Origin of the sequence: Chitinophaga sp. YR573 (genome assembly GCF_900110995.1) — a bacterium.
In the GTDB taxonomy this organism is placed as follows: domain Bacteria; phylum Bacteroidota; class Bacteroidia; order Chitinophagales; family Chitinophagaceae; genus Chitinophaga.
In genome coordinates this window covers 88177-110749 of the sequence record NZ_FOJF01000002.1, presented here as the reverse complement: position 1 = coordinate 110749, position 22573 = coordinate 88177, and the positions used below count along the sequence as shown (strand labels likewise).

20 protein-coding genes are annotated in these 22573 nt (G+C 41.6%); all 20 read right to left on the bottom strand.

The window, feature by feature from the left end; all coding sequences use genetic code 11:
- Window positions 1–14 precede the first annotated feature (14 nt).
- Window positions 15–2195 (bottom strand): tetratricopeptide repeat protein, encoded by a 2181-nt coding sequence (locus BMW86_RS20495; protein ID WP_089783816.1) that lies wholly within the window; start codon window positions 2193–2195, stop codon window positions 15–17.
- A gap of 11 nt (window positions 2196–2206) precedes the next feature.
- Window positions 2207–2911 carry a hypothetical protein gene (locus tag BMW86_RS20490; protein WP_089783815.1) on the bottom strand — a complete coding sequence of 235 codons (705 nt, stop codon included), beginning with the start codon at window positions 2909–2911 and terminating at the stop codon, window positions 2207–2209.
- Between the two features lie 55 nt (window positions 2912–2966).
- Window positions 2967–3818, bottom strand: a complete 852-nt coding sequence (locus BMW86_RS20485; RefSeq protein ID WP_089783814.1) for a YwqG family protein — start codon at window positions 3816–3818, stop codon at window positions 2967–2969.
- A complete protein-coding gene (locus BMW86_RS20480; RefSeq protein WP_089783813.1) occupies window positions 3811–4893 on the bottom strand; it encodes a hypothetical protein in 1083 nt (360 codons plus the stop codon). The genes BMW86_RS20485 and BMW86_RS20480 overlap by 8 nt, the downstream gene beginning before the upstream one ends.
- Window positions 4894–4902: 9 nt before the next feature.
- On the bottom strand, window positions 4903–5784 hold the full coding sequence (locus BMW86_RS20475; RefSeq protein WP_089783812.1) for a hypothetical protein: 882 nt from the start codon (window positions 5782–5784) through the stop codon (window positions 4903–4905).
- Window positions 5785–5850: 66 nt separating this feature from the next.
- Window positions 5851–6726: a beta propeller repeat protein gene (locus tag BMW86_RS20470; protein ID WP_089783811.1), complete on the bottom strand. Its 876-nt coding sequence runs from the start codon at window positions 6724–6726 to the stop codon at window positions 5851–5853.
- Window positions 6727–6835: 109 nt separating this feature from the next.
- Window positions 6836–7972, bottom strand: a complete 1137-nt coding sequence (locus tag BMW86_RS20465; protein ID WP_089783810.1) for an SMI1/KNR4 family protein — start codon at window positions 7970–7972, stop codon at window positions 6836–6838.
- Window position 7973: 1 nt separating this feature from the next.
- Window positions 7974–9749, bottom strand: a complete 1776-nt coding sequence (locus BMW86_RS20460; protein ID WP_089783809.1) for a leucine-rich repeat domain-containing protein — start codon at window positions 9747–9749, stop codon at window positions 7974–7976.
- Window positions 9750–9756: 7 nt separating this feature from the next.
- Window positions 9757–10587, bottom strand: a complete 831-nt coding sequence (locus BMW86_RS20455; RefSeq protein WP_089783808.1) for a hypothetical protein — start codon at window positions 10585–10587, stop codon at window positions 9757–9759.
- Window positions 10588–10594: 7 nt separating this feature from the next.
- Window positions 10595–11602, bottom strand: a complete 1008-nt coding sequence (locus BMW86_RS20450; RefSeq protein ID WP_177189334.1) for an ankyrin repeat domain-containing protein — start codon at window positions 11600–11602, stop codon at window positions 10595–10597.
- Between the two features lie 31 nt (window positions 11603–11633).
- Entirely contained in the window at window positions 11634–13214 is a 1581-nt protein-coding gene (locus tag BMW86_RS20445) for an SMI1/KNR4 family protein (RefSeq protein WP_089783806.1), read from the bottom strand.
- Window positions 13215–13217: 3 nt separating this feature from the next.
- Complete coding sequence (locus BMW86_RS20440) at window positions 13218–14138, bottom strand: type VI immunity family protein (protein ID WP_089783805.1); 921 nt, start codon at window positions 14136–14138, stop codon at window positions 13218–13220.
- A gap of 51 nt (window positions 14139–14189) precedes the next feature.
- Window positions 14190–15779 carry a hypothetical protein gene (locus tag BMW86_RS20435; RefSeq protein WP_089783804.1) on the bottom strand — a complete coding sequence of 530 codons (1590 nt, stop codon included), beginning with the start codon at window positions 15777–15779 and terminating at the stop codon, window positions 14190–14192.
- Window positions 15776–16381, bottom strand: coding sequence for a hypothetical protein (locus BMW86_RS20430; protein WP_089783803.1), 606 nt, complete (start codon window positions 16379–16381; stop codon window positions 15776–15778). The genes BMW86_RS20435 and BMW86_RS20430 overlap by 4 nt, the downstream gene beginning before the upstream one ends.
- 6 nt (window positions 16382–16387) lie before the next feature.
- Window positions 16388–17152: a hypothetical protein gene (locus tag BMW86_RS20425; RefSeq protein WP_089783802.1), complete on the bottom strand. Its 765-nt coding sequence runs from the start codon at window positions 17150–17152 to the stop codon at window positions 16388–16390.
- A 5-nt stretch (window positions 17153–17157) separates the two neighbouring features.
- Window positions 17158–17775, bottom strand: coding sequence for a hypothetical protein (locus BMW86_RS20420; RefSeq protein WP_089783801.1), 618 nt, complete (start codon window positions 17773–17775; stop codon window positions 17158–17160).
- 21 nt (window positions 17776–17796) lie between these two features.
- Window positions 17797–19338 carry a hypothetical protein gene (locus tag BMW86_RS20415; protein ID WP_089783800.1) on the bottom strand — a complete coding sequence of 514 codons (1542 nt, stop codon included), beginning with the start codon at window positions 19336–19338 and terminating at the stop codon, window positions 17797–17799.
- Window positions 19339–19346: 8 nt separating this feature from the next.
- A complete protein-coding gene (locus tag BMW86_RS20410; RefSeq protein ID WP_089783799.1) occupies window positions 19347–20255 on the bottom strand; it encodes a hypothetical protein in 909 nt (302 codons plus the stop codon).
- 10 nt (window positions 20256–20265) lie between these two features.
- Window positions 20266–20958, bottom strand: coding sequence for a hypothetical protein (locus BMW86_RS20405; protein WP_143056643.1), 693 nt, complete (start codon window positions 20956–20958; stop codon window positions 20266–20268).
- A gap of 29 nt (window positions 20959–20987) precedes the next feature.
- The gene (locus tag BMW86_RS20400) at window positions 20988–22565 is read right to left on the bottom strand and encodes a hypothetical protein (protein ID WP_089783797.1); all 1578 of its coding nucleotides are present in this window, start codon (window positions 22563–22565) and stop codon (window positions 20988–20990) included.
- Between the last annotated feature and the right edge of the window lie 8 nt (window positions 22566–22573).

The following is a 22573-nucleotide window of genomic DNA, read 5'->3' as shown; positions in this document are numbered from 1 at the left end:
TATGCTAATGGTATCTATATTTTATCCTTTAGGTTCAGCTTCAAAAGATCAGCTTCATATAAAATTAAATCCCGCTGGGATGCATCCTGTGATAGTGCCTGTTGTACCATTTTCAGAGCATCATCCAAATGATCCTGCTTTGCATAAATACATGCCAGCATATAGTACGGGTGGTAATAATGAGGATTAATAGCAATTGATCTCTCTGCCATTACAATCCCTTCTTCTAACCGTCCGGTATTGTTATAACAGCATGCCAGGTTACTATATATTTCATTTACCTGCGCCCCTTCCGGAGCTATTTCAATAGCTTTCAACAGATAAGGAATCGCCTTTTCATCTTGTCTCATATGAACATAAGTAAATCCCACACCAAAATAGCCAAGTTCTGATGCAGGCATCAGTACAATATGTTTTTCATAAGCGATCAGTGCATTTTCATAATCTTTCAGGTGATAATGCGCATTCCCTTTCGTGATACAGGTGCCAGGATAATCCCGATCTGCGGCTTCCATCTGTTTGGCTAATTTCAATACTGCTGTATAATCCCCTTGTTGCAACCGGATGATACTTTTATTATTCAGGGATTTGATAAAATGTGGATCCTGTGCAATGGACAGGTCATAATATTTCTCCTCCTCCATTCTCTTTTTATCCCGGAACCAAACACCGATATTGAATAAAAGCTCCGCATCCTTTTCTGCAAGCGCCAGCGCTTTCTCCTCATATTCCTGTTCAGATGCAGGCGATGCTGCATTTAGCATTAATCCAATATAGGCACGTACTCTCAGTGCAATATTTTCGGTCAGCTGCCTGCTATAGAAAGAATCACCAGATGCTCCATATTCATGTATTTTTTCAGCCAGATACTTTTCAAACAACATATTTCCCTCCAGCGCTGCTTCAAAAAACATATTTGCAGGAATGCTAAAACCGGCGTTTGAAAACAACCACCCTCCATACACAAGCATTGAATTATTGTATGAATTTATCCTGGAGATGTAGAACTCAATATCAATATTTGCTTTTTCTATCTTTCCTATTTTATAATACGCCAATGCTCTTTTAAGACAAATATTAACATCTGTCTGAATGTCCAGCGCCGCTGAAAAATACTGTATGCTTTCCCTGTACTCATCTGTATTAAATAACAGTTCGCCTAAATCTCTGTAGATCTTAAATACGCGATAATTTTTTGCTATGGCTTCTTTGAAACAAATGATTGCTGCGTTGATATCTCCTCTGCCAAGTACTAACCTCCCTTTCAGGTAAAGTAATCCCGGATCATCTGATTTAGACATAGCAAAGGCTTTATCCAAAGATTCCGCTGCTTTATCCAGCCAATCGTTTGCGAGTGTAGCCTCAACCATATTCTGGTATTGTATGTACAACCAGCTCCATAACATACTATCTTCCGGATACGAATCAACAACTCTCTGAAAACATTCCAACTGCTCATCATAAGTATCCGGCCCCAGCAAATGAAGGTAAATATGCATCTTCCCCCCTTCAATCACCACTTCTTCCATATATTCATCCCACTCCGATGTTGTAAGGAAACGCACGTCTTCTATATAAGCACTTATTTGCTGCAATGCAGCAAACAATCCTTCGGGCGTACCTTCCATGTATTTCCTGTTAGAAGACAACATGAAAAAATCGATCTTATCAAAATCATACTCCTCTTCACTATTTACATACTCCGTAAAGGTAGCAGGAGTATCTGGCTGATCAATTATAAACCAATTGGCAATTTTATAGTCCAGTGAGTGATAAAATTCCTCTATCCCTTTTTTATGTGCGGGCTTAAATTTCAAAATGATGTCATATCCTGCCGGATCTATGGCCATGAAATCCTTTGTCATCGATAAATCCGGTTGATCTTTCGCTGCAATAACTTCTGCAATAGATACATCACCCAATGCATTCACCACAACATCATCAGTCGCTATTTTTTCTTTGTATGCCACATCAATATTCCAGCACTTGAAGAAATGATCCTTAAAACGATCTACATCTTTTATAGACGCGAAATAAATAGCTAAATTATAATGAGCTTCCAGTCGATAAGGGTCATGACGAAAAGCATCTTTAAAAAAGACAGCAGCAGTATCATATCCATTCCTGTCTAATTCCTCAAAGGCGATCTGAAAGAGATGGCTGATTTCTTCCTGCGTTTTAAAATAGCTATTCATAAAAATTAGTTTTAAAAGGTGTAAGGCTCGCCCTCAAAGCCTTTCTCCTTTAGTTCTTCAGGCGAATGGAGGAACCGGTTGGTCTGCCAGTTGAGGCCAGCCAGATAATCAGCGATATGTCTGTTGTCCATCTCCGGAGACGGGACATAGCCAGGATTGAGCAGGCTGCGTGGTACCGGGCGACCGGCAGGCGCTGCACGGTCCATCGGGTACATCCCAACCAAGCGCCTGATGATGGAGCGACGCCAGGCCTTGAAGGCCTCTGGTCGTCCACACACGTACAATGCGATCTTCGAGATGATCACCGGATTATGCATAAACGGCTTGCCGTTACGCGCTTGTACGAAGGAGCCATGTAACACATTAAACGACTCCCAAAGAGGCCCTCCTACTGGCCGTTCAAAGGCTGGCTCCCATTCAGGCAGGTCAAAAGATTTGAGATAGCGCCAATCGACGAGCGCAGCCCAGGCCGCATCAAGGAACTGAAACACGTCATCTCCCGGAAGTTCCGGACGCAGCCGCCACAACGTCCATTCCAACGCACCCAACGAAAACGCCAATGCAGCCCTGCCAGACATCTCTGCCATACGGTGCGCGATGTTCATCTGGAAGAATTTCATCTCCTCCTCTGTTGTGTTGTCCCAACGGTAGGCGACCGGCGTCTGCGGCAAATCAGCGGCAGCAATGTGGGGTGGAGGCGTGTAGTTGAGTTCCATAGGTTTTTGTCTTTTCTTTTCTGCTAATTATTTCAGATCCGGATAACATCCGGGTTCACGTAGAGTCCCAATGAAAAAGCAGGTCTTGAAAATTAAGATTTTCCAGGTCTTCTCTTTTGATAAAGAATTGCGCACTGCCTCCATCTGCCCAATAAAGCCCTTCATCATATTCGTCAAACTGAACTAATAAAAGACTATCCTGCCAGTCAGGGAGTGATTTCCTGGGATCCTGGAAATTCTGGGAATGATGATATCCACCTATTTTATTCCTTCCAAGTCCCCATTCTCTATGTTGTTTGAAATAACGGTAGTCGGTAAGTTTTGAGTAATCCTTCCCTGCCTGAAGATTGTCCTTAAATACAGTAGTATATGGTAGTACCTCTTCAAAACGAAAATCAGAAGGAGTTATAAATTCTGTTTCCTTTCGAAAGGAAAGGGAATGTTCCTTAACTCTGAACGATTCTAATGGAGCATTAAAATCGGAAAACAGGAGATCTTTATTCCGGATTATTTCGGGATGGTAAATAACCTGCAGATCGGTGTCCAGGTGATGCCAATCATAATCATTCACAAAAATCTGCAATATTCCTTTTTCCGGGAAAGAAGGCAAGGATGGCATTTCTTCAAAATTGATCTGCAGGAGCAACATCAGTTCCCTTCCTGTTTCCCTGAGTTTAGACCAGGGTGAAGGATTTACAATAGCAGGATAAGGAAGATAAAATATATCCGGTGGATAATCACGGGGGAAATAAGGTTCACCCCCTATTTTACTTTGATACAATTCCGTCTTTTCTTTCTTTAATGATAAAAGTACAGACGGCATAGCTGTCGATTCAATGCGCTTTTGATATTGCAGAAGTGATTCAGGGAATGTATTTTTCTCCATTGGAATATCTTTATCATCCATTTAAACGCGCTGCTATTTTATCTTTCAGATCCCGAAGATCCGGTTTGTTTAAAAGTAAATCCTTGCGGGCAGCCTTCAGGCTGTCGGATGTTTTTGCAGCAGCTTCCCTTAAATATTTCAATGCTGTTTCAGTTTCATTCTTACTGAGCGCTAATTTCCCCAATACATAGGGCATCCATGGATCTTCAGGGGAAGACAGGCGGATTGCATTATCCAGGTATTCCTCCGGCTCACCAAAGTGTGATCTATATCCGATCCTCATAAGAACATCATCCTGATATTCTCTGCATAACCAATGCCTGAGCATCCTGTCTTCCGGATACAATTGGACGATTGGTTCAAAATAGTCCCACAGGTCCTGATATCTATCTGTTCCTACAGGATGGCGATAAATATTAAACATTCCATTTAATATAATCACTTCATCAACAAAAGGATCCCATTCAGATGTCACAAGAAAGCGTACATCTTCTATATAAGGGCTTATTCTTTGTAGTGCTGCATACAATTTTTCAGGGGCACAATCAATCGCGGCCCGTTCTGAAAAATGATCCAGTCTGCAATAATCAATTTTCTCAAAGTCAGGTTCCTTATGCAGCTCAGACAGAGAAGGTGCAGTACGAGGTTTATCAATTATAAAATATTCTGCTGTTTCAGTATCCAATGAATTAGCAAAAACCAGCATCTCTTTTTTGTGAGCAGGCTTAAATTTCAACAAAGTTTCATACCGTGACGGAGGGGCTATGGCTTCAAATTCCCTTTTACACCACCTTCTTTCCTCTTTTGCTGCAATAAATTCAGTGATGAACGCATTATCAGCCGATATTTTTTCTTTGTATACAGGATCAATATTCCAGCAAATGAACAAGTGTTCCTTAAAACGATGAGCGTTGTTAACCGAAGCGAAATAAAGCGCTAATTCATAATGTGCCTGCAGCCGATAAGGATCATGACGAAACGCCTCTTCGAAAAGAATTTCTGCAGCATCATAGCCGTGTTGCTCCAATGCCTCAGAAGCCTTCTGAAAAAGACTGTTAATTTCTTCAGGGGGTTTGAAATAACTATTCATCATCATACCTATAATTTATAACAGTGGTTTTGCCGCATTCCATGTCTCTCCGTCACTGGTAAATGCCAGATGACCTGTTCCGAAGGACCAAAGCACTCCATCCTTTGCATGCAGATGCCCAAAACTACTTGCTGCCGTTGTTGAAACAGGTTTAAGACAGTTGTTATCCAGCAGGCGATAGATATTCTTTTCTGATGCTACGTAGAGCGCATCAAGATACCACTCAGCATCCCAGAGATCACCTATATCCGGGGTATTGTATAACACGCTCCACCGATTTCTGTTATACTTCAGCACAACTCCTTTTTGTCCTACTACATACACCAGATCCGGATCAACAGCTACAACCCGGTTGAGCATCACCTTTACAGGACTTTCATGTTTTGTCCACTGATTGCCATCAAAATGCCATATCTCACCAAGCATACCTACTGCCCAGATATCCTCTCCGGAGGTTCCATCAATCGATGAAAATCCGCTGGGGCTTATCTCTCCTTTTGGTACAACAACACCCTCATCAATTCTTAACCAGGACCCATCAGGTTCCTTCCTATAGACCTGACGCCCCATTCCGGTGGCATACAACTGATTGTCTATGGCACGAAGATCCCGCATAGGACCTCTGATATCATCAATCTGTTCTTCATGATAATCGCCATATCCAAAACCAACAGTACCATTGGTACTAAGCGTAAAATAACATGGATGAGGGAGATCCAGCATAGCCTGGGCTACAGGTATCCATTTCATGGGAAATAACCCCCACTTGTTTTCTAATCCGTCCCAGCGAGCCACAGTTGTAACAGTATCAGCACCTTCTCCGATGTGACATATTACCCTTACTATATTTGCATTTTCAACGAACCCAGGGCCAAAGCTTATAGGTGGTAATTCCATTTTTATAATTTTTTGAATTAGTCATTTTCTATTGTCTGGCAACCAATTTGATCACCAGATTCAGTTCTAATCAATACGGCTCCAGTTATCACCATTGAAGGAGAAAACATCAGACGCTCCTATAGACCATAGTACACCTTCTGCCTGACTTAGGTGATAAAATGTATTAGGTTTATCATCTGAGAACTGAACAGCTTCCGGACCATTCTCAGAAAGACAGTAAAGATTTGTCATGGTTGAAAAATAGAGTTTATCCTTATACCAGGCGACATCCCAGATATCGTCCTTATACTCTCCCAAATCCATCTTCGACCATTGCTGATTGCGTCCACGGATCATTACTCCACCCTGACCACAGATGACAACTTCGCCTCTATCTGTAATACACATGGATGTTAAAATACGATTTGTTAAAGCTGATACTACAGACCATGATATACCATCCCAAAGCCAGACTTCACCAGACCACCCGGCTGCATATACTTCCGATTCTCCAAAACCTCCAATAGCCTCGAGATCTGCCAGCGCTTGTTGCGCTGGTTTAGGGATCGCTATCCAGCTATCATCGCTATTGCGTCTGTAAACCTCATGTTTCATCCCACAAGCATATACATATCCGTCAATCACACCTGCCGAACGAATAGCACTGGGTTCAGGAGATATTTGTCTGGACGTTGATTTGCCGGCAGCATAGGTAAAAACTTCACCACTTTCACCTATAATCACTAAACGCTCTGTTGGCTGCTTCGCGATAGCAATAGCATGAGCGTTCCAGTTGCGATCACCCATATGGCCAAACTTCCCCCCATCAAATCCAATGAGCCGGGAGTGCCCTACATGTTGAACATCCAGATCCTTGTCCCGTCCTATCAAATAAATCAGATCATGGAATCTCGCAGCACCTGTAATAAATACTGTTGATTTTGAAATTGGTTTTTCCATCGTATCTATTAAAAATTATCCATTGCTATCAGTAATCATCAAAAATACATTGCGTAAACAGATTCTGTAGAAATCAGGCTACTACAAATGCTCTACATGTATTAACAATTTATAATTTTCCCAGCCAGGCATTATACCCTTCATCACTTTTAAATTCCTGAAAATCAGCAAAATCAGGCAACAAGCCCAATATATTGTGTATGATCTGATATGCTTCTTCTGTTCTCTCCAATTTGAGTAAAATCCTTACCTGTGTATCATAAAGAAAATAATGTAGTTCTGTTTCAATATGATCTATGCCCTGTTGTATAATCCCAAGTGCCTTCTCTAACACCTCTTTTTGTTGCGTACTCTCTGCCATATACCAGGCCAGGGTATTACAGATTACCCGTATTGACGCTTTATCGGAAAAATGATTTGAATTATCCGGAACCAATGTCAGCGTATACTCAGATTGCTTAATGATTGCCTGTTGCAAGGCAGAGATCTCTGCTGCAGTAAATTCCTGGCGACAATTCCCTAGCAGATAGGAGTATGCCCACATCTTCAGGAAATTAGCGTTCAACAAAAAATGATCATCTATTACTTTTCCTGTGCTGAAATATTCGATTACCTCATCGTATAATTCCAGTGCCTTCTGCAATTTTACTTTATCCTTAGTGTTACCAAGGTAGGTACCCGCTTCCTGGAAAGTACGCTGCATGGCAAACTGATATTCCGCTTGCAGTTCCTTCGCATCAAAAACTGCTTTATCGTACCTGATATAATTGTTGTATTTATTGCGGTACGATCCATCTATCATACTCTTTAGCAGGATCTCAATGTGCTCAGTAAACGTTGGGGCAATAAAACTGACTCCTCCATCATCTAAATAGGAAACAACATCTGTTACTGTCCCGGTTTTTCGAAAAGCATAAAAGTCAAAGCTATCAGGGGAAGCAAATTTTTGAAATATAAATATTTGCCCACTCCATTCGCCTTCAAGATCACGCACATCCTCCAGTTCTTCAGCAATAATTACCGGCTCATACATATCACACATTTGTTTGTCTGATTTTAAAATCTTAAAACCCATTAACCCATGTGTGGTAATAAATTCGGTATAATCCTCCGGAAATGTAAAGCCAAAATCTGCTTCGAAGTCCCTTACTTCCTGCATCTCTATAGGATCTGTAAATTCAATAAGGATACCCTGATTATTGATTTCAGGTTCCAGACGGCGGATAGTATCGATTATTTTCTCCATTTTATTCTTCAGTAATAGTATTACGTAAATCCTGCATTCTTCTTTCTATTTCACTCATCCAGATTATCCGGGTATCGGGGAAAGCCTGAGTGATCTTCGCCTGTACATCCTCCGGAAATTGATTGCCTCCCAAATCGAGATGCTCCAGGTTTTTAAGTTGAAAAAATGTATCTGGCAGGTATGATAAATCATTGGATGACAGATCCAGGTGTTTCAATTGCTGCAACTTATAAATATCCTGTAGTTCTTCACGTTTCATACCAGGAGTAATAATATTTGAAAACCGTCCATCGGCTTCCAGTTGTTTATTTTCTATAATCCACTGAAGGCGTTTCTTAAATTCTTCCCCATTTTCAAGAGAAAGCTCTGTCCAGATATCAAGTGTCTCCTGATCAAAATATTCCTTGTTCTCTTTGTTCTGACTAATTACCAGATGCTCTAAAGAGGGAATATTAAATATCCTCTCTTTCCAGCTATTAAACTTCTTACTGATCACTAATTTTCTAAGATTTTTAAAGTGTGCGAAATCAGGGAAGTTATGAGAGTTCGTACTTCCGTCAGTCCATATAAATTCCTCCAGCGTTTGAATAGCAAGGATGCTGTCTGGCATCTCTTTGATGTGATTTGCACGAAAATCAAATCTTTTCAGATTCTTCAACCTTGTTAACACTTCAGGAAAAGGTGCGGGATTATTAATATCTGAATAGCACTTATACATGCTGATCTCTTCCAGTTTCTCCAGACGTGCTAAACTTTCGGGAAGAGCTACCGGGATGTAATCAATCTTCAGCGTTTGCAAATCATTCAGGTCACCAATAGTATCAGGCAGCGCGTTCAGATGATAGTTGCCGTTCAGATCCCATACACGTAATTTTTTAAGTTTGCCTATAGCTTCAGAAATGGTTTTCACGCCACAATTCTGCATATAAAGCTCTTCCAGGTTTTCAAGCTCACCAATGATAGCAGGGATTTCACTAATGTCATTTTTTGACAGGTTGAGTTTTTTAAGCTGCTTCAGTTTGGCAATGGACTCCGGAAACACGTTTAACTTCTTATCTGACCAATCCAGTTCCAGCACTTCTTCAATATTGCCGGATGTATACCTGTCAAGCTCTTCTTCATGTACTAACCTGGTAGGTTTTACTCCTTCTTTAAAAGGTGACTGACCCGATTTAACAACATCAATAAACTTCCATACATCCACCTCTTCATTTTTATCCAAAGCAGCAGGGATAAGTATATCAGAAAGAACATTGCGCGTATAATCATATTCGAAGAAATCATTCTGATCACTGTATAAATTAATAAGCGTGGCTCCTTCCGGTGTGATGGAAGATGAGTGATCTTCGTTCAATACATACGGCACGTAGGTAGTTCCTTCTACAATAATGCTACCATCGTTATAATGACCAAAGAAAGCATATTTGATATGCGCATCACCGGTAATGTGAATAGTATCGTCTCCGCTTTTTAACACCTCACAATGTACATTACCCAATACGAGCAACAGCGGGTGATAGTCAGCAATATTAATATTTCCTTCCACTGTTAAATTCCCATTGATCATAATCAATACGGAACGCAGGGAATCATCTTCATTTAATTCCTGCAGCACTTTCTCTGCCCAGTCTGAATCGAGATTTTCAGCAATAGTCGTATCACCATCAAAGAAGAGAATCCGTTCATGATCAAGACGATTTATTGAATCGTATTTACGCAGGTCAAACCGTTGATTAATCTCTTCCCTGGTGAATAATTTTGGAGTAGGTGATTCCATAGTATTTTTATTGATTAGTATATTCAGGAGATTCGTACCATTGTCTCAGTGGCTGGTACCACCATTGAAAAAGATCACTTAGTTCTTCACCAACACCCCATTCCAGAAAATTACTTTTAAAGTCATCAGGCGACGGTAAACGGGTAGCGCCGTAGTCATTATTCTTTTTATAGGCTTCTGTGGCAGTCGCTATCTCCCGGATTTTTATTAAATGCGGATTTTGTTTCAGCAATGCGATCTCCTTAGGTGCTACAAATGCAGCGATTGTTGTTATTAACGGATACCAGAAGCTGATAATGTCCACATCTCCCTGTTCCTGCGCTACGGTTACTACCGCTGCAATGACTTCTTCAACAGGTATTTCTTTGGGGGAAACTGCATCTGTACCGGCTAATTTCCCGGCGTCCACAAACCGTTGCCAAAGCTCGCTACCGGCATCAAAATATATCATACCGGTATTTCTGAGGTGTTCGGGAACATTGGTGCCGGTATAATCATTCCAGGTTTCCGATGGATTGCAATACATGGCTACCTGCGGGTTCTCCTGGTCCCATTCTTCACCGGGTACACGGTTAATACCCTGATAGCCGGTAAGGCCATCAAAATATGTTTTGTACTGTATATAGTCCGGGTGTTCCTGTACCGGAAATGCATATGTGAACCGGTGTTTCAGCAGAAGCGCAAGTACGTGAAAATGCTGCAAAGAAGCATCCCACTGTCCTGTGAATTTTGCCACTGAATAGTACATGGACCTCAGATCCATTGTATTGGTATCTTTACTTTTATCCAGTGCCATAACAGCTATATCAGCGCCAGCTTCAAATTCGTGCATTCCCATATTTATCTTACAATTTTGATTTTAAGAATGCTACAATATCTGTAAAACCTAGCTTTTCTGCAAGCGCAACCGAATTATCTCCACGTAAATCAGTTGCATTGATTATGGCCCCATGTCCGACCAGGTATTTTACTATTTCCAGGTTCCCTGTATCGCAGGCTACTCTAAGAGCCCGATCGTTTTGTATATGAACATCTGCTCCTGAGGAGATGAGATTTTTTATAACTACCTCATTCTGGTTATGGACAGCGAGGAGTAGCGGGGTACTCTCTACGTATTGTTCATACACATACTCAACACCTATTTTTCCGATCATAGCTACCAGTTCTTCATCAGGCAGGTTGTTACAAAAAGCTGCTTCCAACAATGGGAAGGGAGTACCCTCTTCCGGGTTAACATATCCTCTTGGATCGGCTCCTTTATCAAACAGATAAATCAATGTTTCGGCAGGCAATCTGTTTTCACTGATGTTAAGCAGTGCACACTCAGTAGCCGGGTATTTTCCGGCGGACAGATCGTACCCATTTTCAACAATGGCATCAATCCGTTCCAGCATTCTTTCAAACGCTTCCCCCTTATCGTTCACATCTTCTTCACCCAATTCCTCTCTTTCTTCTTCATATCTGGCTATTATAATGTCGAACGCATTCTCTTCAGCCGTATTCTGATCATGGATATTTGCGCCCTGTTGAACAAGAAATCTAAGGATGTCCAGTGCGAAATACCTGACAGCTATGAGAGCCGGTGTATTGCCTGATTCATCTGTTATTTTCATGTCTGCACCATTCTCTGTCAGCAATTCAAATACTTCAAAATCTTCCTCAGACTGGCTGATGCCCGCTGTTATAATACATTCCATCAAAGGCGTTCTGCTGAACCACAGATTATCAACCTGTTCAGCTTTCTGGAATACGTAATTAATGTCAACACCTTCCTCTATAAGGTTTTTAATATTATCAACCTTATCAAAGTCAGCGGAACCTATAAACCCCATTAATTCTTTTTCGCTACTCATAAGTCGGCAATTTTTATGGTTAAGTAATTTGTTACATCCAATCTCCTTTATCAGCATTTTTAGCTCCCTTTTCTTTAGAAAGCAAACTCTCAGCTATAAATTCCAACAGCTTCAATCGTTTAGTCGAAGCCGGACCAAAACAACCTCTTACTTCAGCACCATATTGCAGTCTGTCCGACCATATTTCACCTTTAAATTCACCATTCATGATCAGGAATAGTGCATTCCGTGCACCGGAGTTGGCCAGGAACATACAGCCATCGGTTATCTCAGCTTTATCCGGTAAACCAAAAAGAGCTTCCATATCAGTTCCTTCCGGGAGAATGCCTTCCTCTATCCATTCTTCATCATCCGGGTATACCCAGGCTTTAACACCATAAAAATTATCTACCTCATGAATTTTGTCGGTTGTTATCGGGAAAGGCTTTTTTATCTGTTTAATTTTCTTCTTATCGTCAATCACATCAATACCTCCTATATCATCCTGCCAGAAATAGGCGACACCACCACTGCCGATCTCCATGAGATATACTTTATATTCATCGGGTAATTGCAGTCCATGCTTTTTTTCAAATGCTTCAAGCTCCTGTACAGACCAGGTATGCAACTTAAAGTCCTCATTATAATCATCGATTTCATCTGGCTCCGCTTCATTTAACAAGAGCATCCGGCCGGCCACCATACGTTGTTTGATCACATTAAGCATAGCAGCATGTTGCTGTACAAGTGTATGATCAGGCTGTATGAACTGATCCTTTACTTTCTCCTGTTCATCACTTACACTTTTCAGGAAAACCTTCTGTTCTTCTTTTTTACGCTTTGCTTCTTCCTTTTTGCGTTTTGCATCACCTTTACCCCAGCGGATAAACTGTTCATCGTTTTTCAGATCCTGGAAATCAGGATATCCTGGATCGATTTCAAACGCTTCGCCTATAATAGGATAAGCTTCTTCCCCCTTACCGAGTTTCAATAGTAATCGTACATAAGTATCTTTGATGTATTTCCGGTCGTGCCAGTCGGAATGTTTAACACCATCTTCCAATATAGCCAAAGCCTTCTCCAGTTTAACAGGATCCTGCTCCTCTTCAAAAGCATACCAGCCTATCTGGTTGGCGTATAGCACAATCTTGTCCATTTCCCCGAAATATAATTGGTCCCTATTAGCAAAAAAACCAAAACATTTCTCTGCCTGGGCGAGCATCAGGGGTTTGTATTTTTGTTTACTGCTTTCTTCCGGAGCCAGTACTGTAACAAAATTAAAAAGTGAAAACTTCCAGTCTTCCAGCGTAAACAGTATTGCTGACTCACGCAATTTCCTGACGTCTTCCGAAATAACATATTTTGTCATTCCATTCGCCTTTATCTTCCTTTCCTTCGGTTCATCTTCAGGATCTTTGAGATTGATCAATAACACCGGTTCATCCGAAGAATGCAATACCCCGGCCGGGCTGATTGGCAACAGCGCCAGCATCTCATCCAGGTATGTTATAGCCTGATCCACATCAGCTTCATCTAACGTTCCTTTTGATATCCTTTCATGGGCATTTCCCACCAACTTATCCGCTGCAACATACAAGCGTTTAAATGCCAGGATCTTTTCTGAATTATTCATCTTTTAAATAGGTTTTTCATTTATATCGAGCCGGTTCAGCCAGGTGCGCCGGAAAGTGGGGCTACCAAAACCGATCTCCATTTTGGCCCTTACGGGCTTCGTTAACGCTGCCACTTCCTTCAGCCATCGGATATCCTGTAAATCGCCGTTCGTGTCGCCTATAGGCGGTGTATCGCCGGCAATCAGTATTGTCCCATTCGTCAGTGATTGCATACCCACTTCCGGTGATAATTGCTCACGGATACGTTCTGTACCTCCCAGGTCAGCTGTCAGATCATGGCCCAACAGCGTAATCCACGATACATTCACCACCCTGCGGCGGGCCACCACTTTGAAGCTGTCATTACTGATGTCAAGCGCCAGATAGCGATGTGTAAGTCTGGAAATCCAGTCTAATGCCTGCCCACGCCATGTCCGTGACAGATGCTTGAATGCATAACCTCCATATCCTGATTCAAAGTCTGCTATTCCGGATACTGCCATCACAAACTCTTTGAAGCGTCCCCGTTGTTCCGGCGCAAGCGCTTCAACAGGAAACTCCATGATAAAGGAGCATGTCTCGCGCGGGTAGATGTCCGTATGACACAAATCTGATGCAAAGAAGTGGAAGCCATAGTCTCCAACATGCCCCGGTTCACCAGAATTCAGGTTAATTGAGGTATAATCTACCCCCTCCTTGTGTAACTGACGAAACCTGGACGCCAGTGCCTGTTTTGTAGCTTTTCGCCACACGCCCGTTGTTCCTAATAATGACCGCAATGCCCCTTTAGGAATAAAAGACTGGTAGAGTTCATACATCTTCGGAACAACGTCTGCCAGCTCCTCCATCGACTTCGCATAGTAAAGCACCAACGTTACGCCAACACGTGCCGCGCAGTATTCGCCACTGCGCATCTTCAGATGTAATTGTAATTCGTCAAGCATGTTGATATTATTACGCGTTGTCCAGCCAAAGAGCAAGAGCTTTGTTGCTCGTCATTTCCAGGACCCTTTATCAGAAGCTTCCGTATAACCTACCTGTTTTGCCAGTAAACTTTCTGCGATGAATTGTAAAAGAGTCAGCCGTTGTGCAGATGCAGCTCCAAAACAACCGTCCGCCTCCGGGCCATATGCTACTGTATCTACCCATACTTCCCCTTCAAATGCACCATTCATGATAAGGTATAGTTCATCCTGTTCATTTGAAGGCCCCAGGTACATACATCCATCCGTTCTTTTAGCCTTTTCCGGTAAACCGAACATCGCATTGAGATCATCTTTTTTCTTAAAGATCCCTTCTTCTTTCCACTCTTCCCCGTCGTATGGGTCTATCCAGGCTTTAATGCGCCAGTAATGTTTGATGTTATGAATTTTATCAGGAGTAACAGGAAACAGCTTTTTCACGTTTGAAAGTTTCTTTTTATCCGGAAGACTCACACCACTGTAGCAGAAATATTCTTTGCCACCCTCTCCGATTTCCAGCAGATATGCTTTTAGTTCATCCGGTAACCGAAGTCCGTTTTTTACTTCATATTGCTCCAGCTCTTTTACAGAATATTTATTAAGAACAAACGCATCTTTATACTTTTCTTCATCAGCCGTTTTCCATCCGGATTTCTTATACATCAGGTGTAGCTTTACGGACACCATGCGCTGTTTGATAAGATTAAGTACATCTGTATACTGTACAACAAGAGGATGTTCCGGATTTTCGAACCGGTCTGTTACTTTAGCCTGTTCCTCGGCTACAAATCCCAGGAATGACTTATATATTTTCTTTTCTTCCTGTTTAGCTTCTTTTTCTTTCTTTTCTTTTGCTTTTACCCAATCCAGGTATTTCCCATCTGTTTTCAGCGCAAGAAAACCAGGATCAACAGGATTTCTTTTAAAGGCTTCAAACATGATTAAGTAAGCTTCTTCATTCCTCCCCAGTTTTATTAAGAATTCTGCTTTAGTTGCTTTAATGTATTTACGATTATCCCAATTGGAAAATTCAAACCCTCTTTCCACTTTACTTAAAGCTTCTTCTAATTTATTCCGATCCTCTTCATATTCAAAAGCGGCCCAGCCAATCTGGTTGGTATAAAGCGTAATCATATCTTTTTGCCACTCCTGCCAATAGACCGGTTTCGGGAAAGATGCCAGGCATTTCTCTGCTTGTGCAAGCATCAGAGGAACATATTTTTTCCGGATGGCTGTATCAGAAAAATTGTATACTACACTATTCCATACTTTAAATTTCCAATCCTCCAAACTAGTTAGTATAGTAGATTCAAACAAGACATGCGTATTCTCAGGAAAAACAAATTGCTTCTCTCCATTTTCCTCCACCATTTTTTCCTGTGGCTCATCCTCTGCATCTTTCAGATTAATAATCACAAGACGATCCTTTGGATATCTCTCAGATACAATTGGAAATTCGAATGGGAACATTTCTATCATCTTATTTATGTTGATAATAGACTGTTCAATACATTGTTCGTCGAACTGACCGCTTTTAGCTGTTTCTTCAAAACTGACCATCAATCGATTGACAGCAATGTACAGGCGTTTAAAGTTTTTTATTTTTTCGATATCTGTACTCATTTAGGTTGTATTAGTGGATTCGCGAGCAACTGTTTGCTCAATGTCTTTACAGCCTTCGGATCGTTGCTCCCGAAATTCAATGTCAGAGACTCATTTACCTCAACGATTATGATGAGTGGCCCTCCCTGCAAACAAGACACACGTTCCAGCATTGGCAACGTAGACATGAGTCCCATACTCAGCAATAGCGAGAGGACCTCCTGATATGCGCCGGGTTCGTGCATGCGTATCTCACTTTTGGCAGCAAGACCACGTAGTCCGAAGTGGTAAAACACACTACTGATGATACGTTCGCAAAAGGTTTCATTCGTTTCTAACAATGCATCCCCATCAACCGGAAAGAACTGTCCGGAGGGTTCCTTCAGCCGCTTTATAATAGTGGCGAAATGATGATCCCCTGTAGGGCCGAATGGGTTAAAGCCATTACTGTTGGCACCCATCAGTTGTAAGAATGTTATATAAGCAGCTGGTAGCGTAATACAATGCTCAGTCATCAGCGCCGAGATAGTCTCGCCTGGCACACCTGCTATCTTAGACAGGAATACCGGATCACGTTGCCGGATAAATTCGATTACACGAGGCCAGAAATTTATTTCATTCATATAAGATCATTTTTGATAATGTGGCCGTCTTGCGCCGGGCAATCCAGCCAGCAGCTGATCCGCTAATTTACTCAGTGCTTTAGCATCATTGTTGCCAAGTAATATCGTCAGCAATTCACTCTCCTCGTTAACCCGGGCTAATATGCTTATCGATCCCGACTGCAAACAGGCCACGCGACCCAGCAACGGTAATACAGCTTCAAATCCCATGTTCTGCAGCAGCGTCAGCACCTGTTGTAACGCAATACGACCTTCACCCGGTGATAACGTACCACCCATAGCCAGTACATGCTGTTCTCTGCAAGAACTCAATTGAAAGCGATTAAATACACTCCAGACAATACGTTCGTTGAAAGTATCACTGGTTTCTTTTGGTATTTGCCAGTTAAATGGGACACCCCATTCCAGCACAACCAGTGGTGCATCTTCTCCATCACCACGCTTCAGATCGAGATAAATATTTTCCAATGACACAAGTGATTCGTCTGTTTCGATAGCTACCGGAAAATAACGATCAGGCGGAGGTGAATCCTCATCATATTCACTGAGATGTTCAGTAATAGCAACAAAGCGATGATCATATGTGGAACCAAAGACTGAATAACCATTGCTGTTAATGCCCATACACCGTAGAAACTCTACATAGGAAGCCGGCAGGCTTGCAGGTAACCCAGCAATGTCATTGTCAGACAATCCCTTTATCTGAGACAGAAATACAGGCTCTCTCTGACGAATAAATTCCATTATAAACAGCCAGATGTTCATACTCATACAATCTATTTCAGAAAATCAGAATTGTTATTCATCAATGCCTGCATCACTTTACTCAGATCCAACCGGCCCTTTTCTTTCAATTCATCCGGCAGATCATCATCTTCCATGTTAAATTGCAATAAACCACGTGGTTGCTTAGAATGTGAGGCATAGATATTATCAGCAGTTATTGCGCCTTTAATATCAAACCAATGCCCATCTTCAAAGATCATTCTTGCACGCACATCTCCCTGAACATCCAAACTGGATATACAAATAGAATCCGCAACAAGAATATTTTCAACAATCAGATCACCGGTTATGCAGATTTGTGAGAAGGTAAAAAGATGCTGAGTTGTTACGTTCCCCAATACAAGTAATAATGATAAACTCACTTCCAGGCAATCTTCCAGAATGCCTGTTATTGTAAGGTTACCATTTACGATGATCAGGTCATCCTTTACTGCCAGATAAGGCAACACGGTATCCCCTTCATATAAAGCAATCTGAGATGATCCATCTTCTACAAACTCGGCGAAAGCGTCAAGATGTTGCTGCATATTTATTTTCGTATCACCATCTGGAGCTTGCTGAATTAGTTGTACAGCTTCATCTAAAGTGATATAACGTATATCCGGCATAGTGTTTATTTATTTCCAATTTCACATCCATGTTCCCTGGTCAGAATTATAATTCCCTTGTCTTGCCAGCAGACTTTCTGCAATGAATTGTAACAGTTTAAGCCGCTGTGCAGAAGCAGCTCCGAAACAACCTGCGGCATCAGCTCCATACTGTAAAGTATTTACCCATACTTCCCCTTCAAACACACCGTTCATCACAAGATATAATCCATCCTGATCTCTGGAGCTGGCTAAGAACATACAACCGTCCGAAATTACCGCCCCCTCAGGTAAGCCATAAAGGGCCTCCATTTCAGCTACATCTTTATATATACCCATCTTTATCCAATCCTCATCATCTGAGTATACCCAAACTTTAACATCCCAACCATAGGCATGCTTAATGTTATGAATTTTATCAGGAGTAATCGGGAAAGGCTTTTTCGATCTTTCAATGTATTTTTCTTCTGGTAGACTAACACCATTCGAACTAAAATACAGTTTACCACCCTCGCCAATCTCCATCATATATACCTTTAATTCATCCGGCAAACGAAGTCCGTTTTCTATTTCATACTGTGCCAGTTTTTCCACGGACCATTTGTTAAGCATAAATTTCTTCTCATACTTTTCTTTCCATTCCGGATTATGATAGAAAACATGCAATTTTGCGGAAAGCATATGCTGTTTAATCAGATTGAGTACTGCTGCATGCTGCACAACAAGCGGATGTTCAGGATTCTCGAACTGATCTGTAATCTTTGCCTGTTCTGCAGCTACCAGTTGAAGGAATGACTGATAAGCTCTTTCCTTTTCCTGTTTAGCTTCTTCTTCCTGTGTTGCTTTCTCTTTTACCCATGAGGTGTATTGTACATCTGTTTTCAGATCCCGAAAATCTTCGTAACCCGGATCCTGCTTAAACGCTTCCTCTACAATCAGGAATGCTTCATCCTTCTTCCCCAGTTTAAGTAACAGGCGGACCTTCGTATTTTTGATATATCTGAGATGATTCCAGTTAGACCAGCTGAATCCCTTTTCCAATATCTCTAAAGCGACTTCCAATTTAGAGGTATCCTGCTCTTCCAGATAAGCGAACCATCCAATATGATTCGTATACCTGACAAACATTGTCACATCCCAATCCATCCATCTTTCTTTTTTACCAAATTGAGCAATGCAATAATTTGCCTGTACAAGTGTCAGTGCAAGATATTTTTTCCGGATGGCAGGATCTGTGGACAGTTCCACCGCACGATTCCACATAGAGAATTTCCAGTCGTCCAAAACTGTCGGCATATCAACATCATAAAAGAGCCGTGCATTTTCCGGTATAACAAATTTGGGCAGCCCCTTTTCGAATATCAGTTTCTCTTCCGGTTCATCTTCCGCATCTTCCAGGTTAATCAATAATACGCGGGTATCCTTTCTTCTCTGGGAGATACCAGGAAACTCCAATGGCAGCATGCCTATCAACACATCTACATTTTCAATGGCCTGATCAATCTTTTGTTCAACAAACAGTTGATGGGTGTCAACATACAGGCGCTTAAAGGTTTTTATTTTTTCGATATCGGTACTCACCATATTTAGTTTTAAACATTATCCGGACAAATCCATTCTTTCCAGTTATTATTCTCAAGGGCGAAGATCTGATCTGTGCCGATGGATAGCAACATATCATCTACCACACTTAACTTGTAGCCTACATGTTTCGGAGCAGCAGGTTTATCAAAAGGGACCCGCTTTCCATCACGCACAATGAACAACCCGGATGTTGCAGATACTACTATTTCATTCTGATAATATTCAATATCCCAAAGTGAATCTCCTCCTGAGCAAAGCACAACGAAACCCGAAGCATCTCCACTGATTACTGTTCCATTTGCACCGGCAGCATAAAAACGCCCCTGATTATCTGTACAAACAGCGTATAAATGCTCCTGTACAGGGCTGTTAATCATAGTCCATTTACTACCGGATCTAAGCGCAATCTCTCCTTCATTGCCCACCGCGCAGAGTACACCAGCATAACCTGCTATATCATTCAGTGAGTAACCCATCGCATCTTCACGCAAAAGGATATCCTGATCAATATGCTCCCAGCCGGTAGATGTATACTCGTATACCTGCCTGCGATAGCCACAGGCATACAGTTTCTCCTCTATCATTTTGATGCTGCTCAGATAACCAAACTTTCCAGGGCCAGTACCAGCATCAGCAATCTGTTGCTGTGCCAGGCCAGATGGACGGATTGAATGCACAACACCACGTTTATCCAGCAACCACCAACACTTCCCATTTGCACTATCCTCAAATACGGCGGAGACTACATCTGCTTCAATAGGTCTGTGTACCCATTTTTCTGGCGTAACCATGAAGAAACGGGTATGTTCTACATCACTGCCATCATACCCAACCGGGTATGACAGTATTCCCAAAAGATCCTTTCTTGCGGCATACCCTCCCAGGAAACGTACACGTGTATCCTTTTTCTTTGCCATAGTTATTTTATTACTCTATTCGTTTACGCTGTCTTCTTCCCCACGCTACTATAAACCCGGTAGTGATCACACACAAAAAACAAATGATTGCAAAGGGTAATAACATATCAAACATCCACCCCAAACCCAGCAATATCATACAGGGTATACTTACCGCTGCTATTAAGGCAGTATCATCTGTTTTTTTCCTTTCCTTTATCTCCTCTGTTGTTAAGGGTACCAGCAGACATGCATCCAAAACAACCCTGGTACAGGGGCTGTAATCAAGATTAATTTCTCTTCCTGGAATAAGCACTTCAGAAAACCGGCTGTTAAAAACAAACGCTTCCTCGTCAGGACTACCATTCTCAATAAAAATAATGTTGTTATTATATCTGCCAGCACTTTCTATCCGGAGAATAGTGCCCGTCTTTTGTATTTTCTGATTCTTTTGAATATCCTCTTCCAGCGGTTGTTTTACTTTCCGCTTATATGCAGGAGTCGTTAGCCAGCCAAAAATCATAAGCACCAACACAACAACAGTAATGATGGCAAACACAGATATTAACTGTTCATCGTGTAACGCCTCCCATCCAGTCCATAACCAAAAGGTTCCAAATACAAGGCCAAGGGCCATGAGCATACGTTTGTATATGGTCCACCGAATAAAGTAAAGTCTTTCAAGAACTTTCTTATCATCTTCGGAGAGCGGTAGTGTTATCATACGAGTGTAATAATATTTATGTTCTTCAATTATATCCATGCTCCCTGATCAGAAGCCTCTGTATATCCCTCGAACTTTGCCAGCAGACTTTCAGCCATGTATTCCAATAGTTTAAGCCGCTTTGCTGTGGCAGCGCCAAAGCATCCACCCACCTCTGCACCATACTGCAAAGTGTCCACCCACACCTCTCCTTCGAACGGGCCATTCATAATAAGATACAGTTCGTCCTGGCTGCTGGAATTACCAAACTCCATACAACCATCTGTAATTTTTGCTCCGGGAGCTAAACCAAACAATGTCTTCATATCATCCTCTTCCTTAAATACTCCTATCTTCTTCCAGGCTGTACTATCACTGTATACCCAGGCCTTAATATTCCAGCGATGATTGATAGGATGTATTTTATCCCATGTGATAGGAAAAGGTTTTCTTATTTCATCCCATCGTGTGTCATAAATCCTTATATCACCGCCATAACAGGTATAACCTCCACCGCCAGTACCAATTTCCATCAGGTATACTTTCAGTTCATCCGGCAAATGAATATCATTCGTTTGCTCAAATGCTTTCACCTCTTCTATACTCCACCTCTGAAGTTTATAATTATCTTCATACTTCAGGTCTGCTGTTATCCAATCAGATTTTCTATACATCTCTTCTAACCGGATGGCCACCATTCGTTCCTTAATCAGGTTAAGTGTTTCTGCATGCTGTTTCACAAGTGGATGATCAGGATATACGAACTGGTTCTTTGTCTTTGCCTGTTCTTCTTTTACCAACAGCAGAAAATTCTGATAGGCTTTTTCCAATTGTTGCTTCGCTTCTTCTTCACGTTGTGCAACTCCATCTGCCCAGGCTAAATATTGCGCATCATTTTTCAGATCCTGGAAATCTGCATATTCAGGATTCTTTTTAAGTCCTTCCTGAACAATCGGGAAGGCATCTTCCTCCCTGCCAAGCTTAAGTAACAGCCGAACAATTGTATCCTTAATATCATTCAGTTTATACCAGTTGGAATGGTGAAACCCTTTTATTACTATTGGTAAAGCTTTGTCCAGTTTTTCAGGATCTTGTTCGTTTTCAAGTGCAAACCGGCCAATCTGATTTGCATACATCACTATCATTGTTTTCGCCCAGTCCCGCCCATAAATATTATTCGGAAAATAAGTGAGACATTTCTCTGCCTGGGCCAGCATCAGGGGATTATATTTCCCCCTGATAACAGGATCTTCAAATAGTAATACGACCTTATTCCAGATCAGGAACTTCGAGTTTTCCAGTGATATCAGTACGTTTTCTTCAAACAGGCTTGTTGTATTTTCCGGAGTCTCATACCATGTAGCACCATCTTTTTTACACATTTTCTCTTTTGGCTCATCGGCTGCATCTTTCATATTAATATGCAGAACGCGCGATCCTTTATCGTGTAAGGAATTATCAGGGAACTCCATCGGCAACATCGCTATCAACTCATCTATATTACGAATAGCCTGTTCAATGCTTTGCTCATTCAGCGGTACACTGTTACCCAGTTCTGCGAATTCGGCAACTATGTTATTCGTAGCAACATACAGTTGCTTAAAGGTTTTTATTTTTTCGATATCCATATTCAATG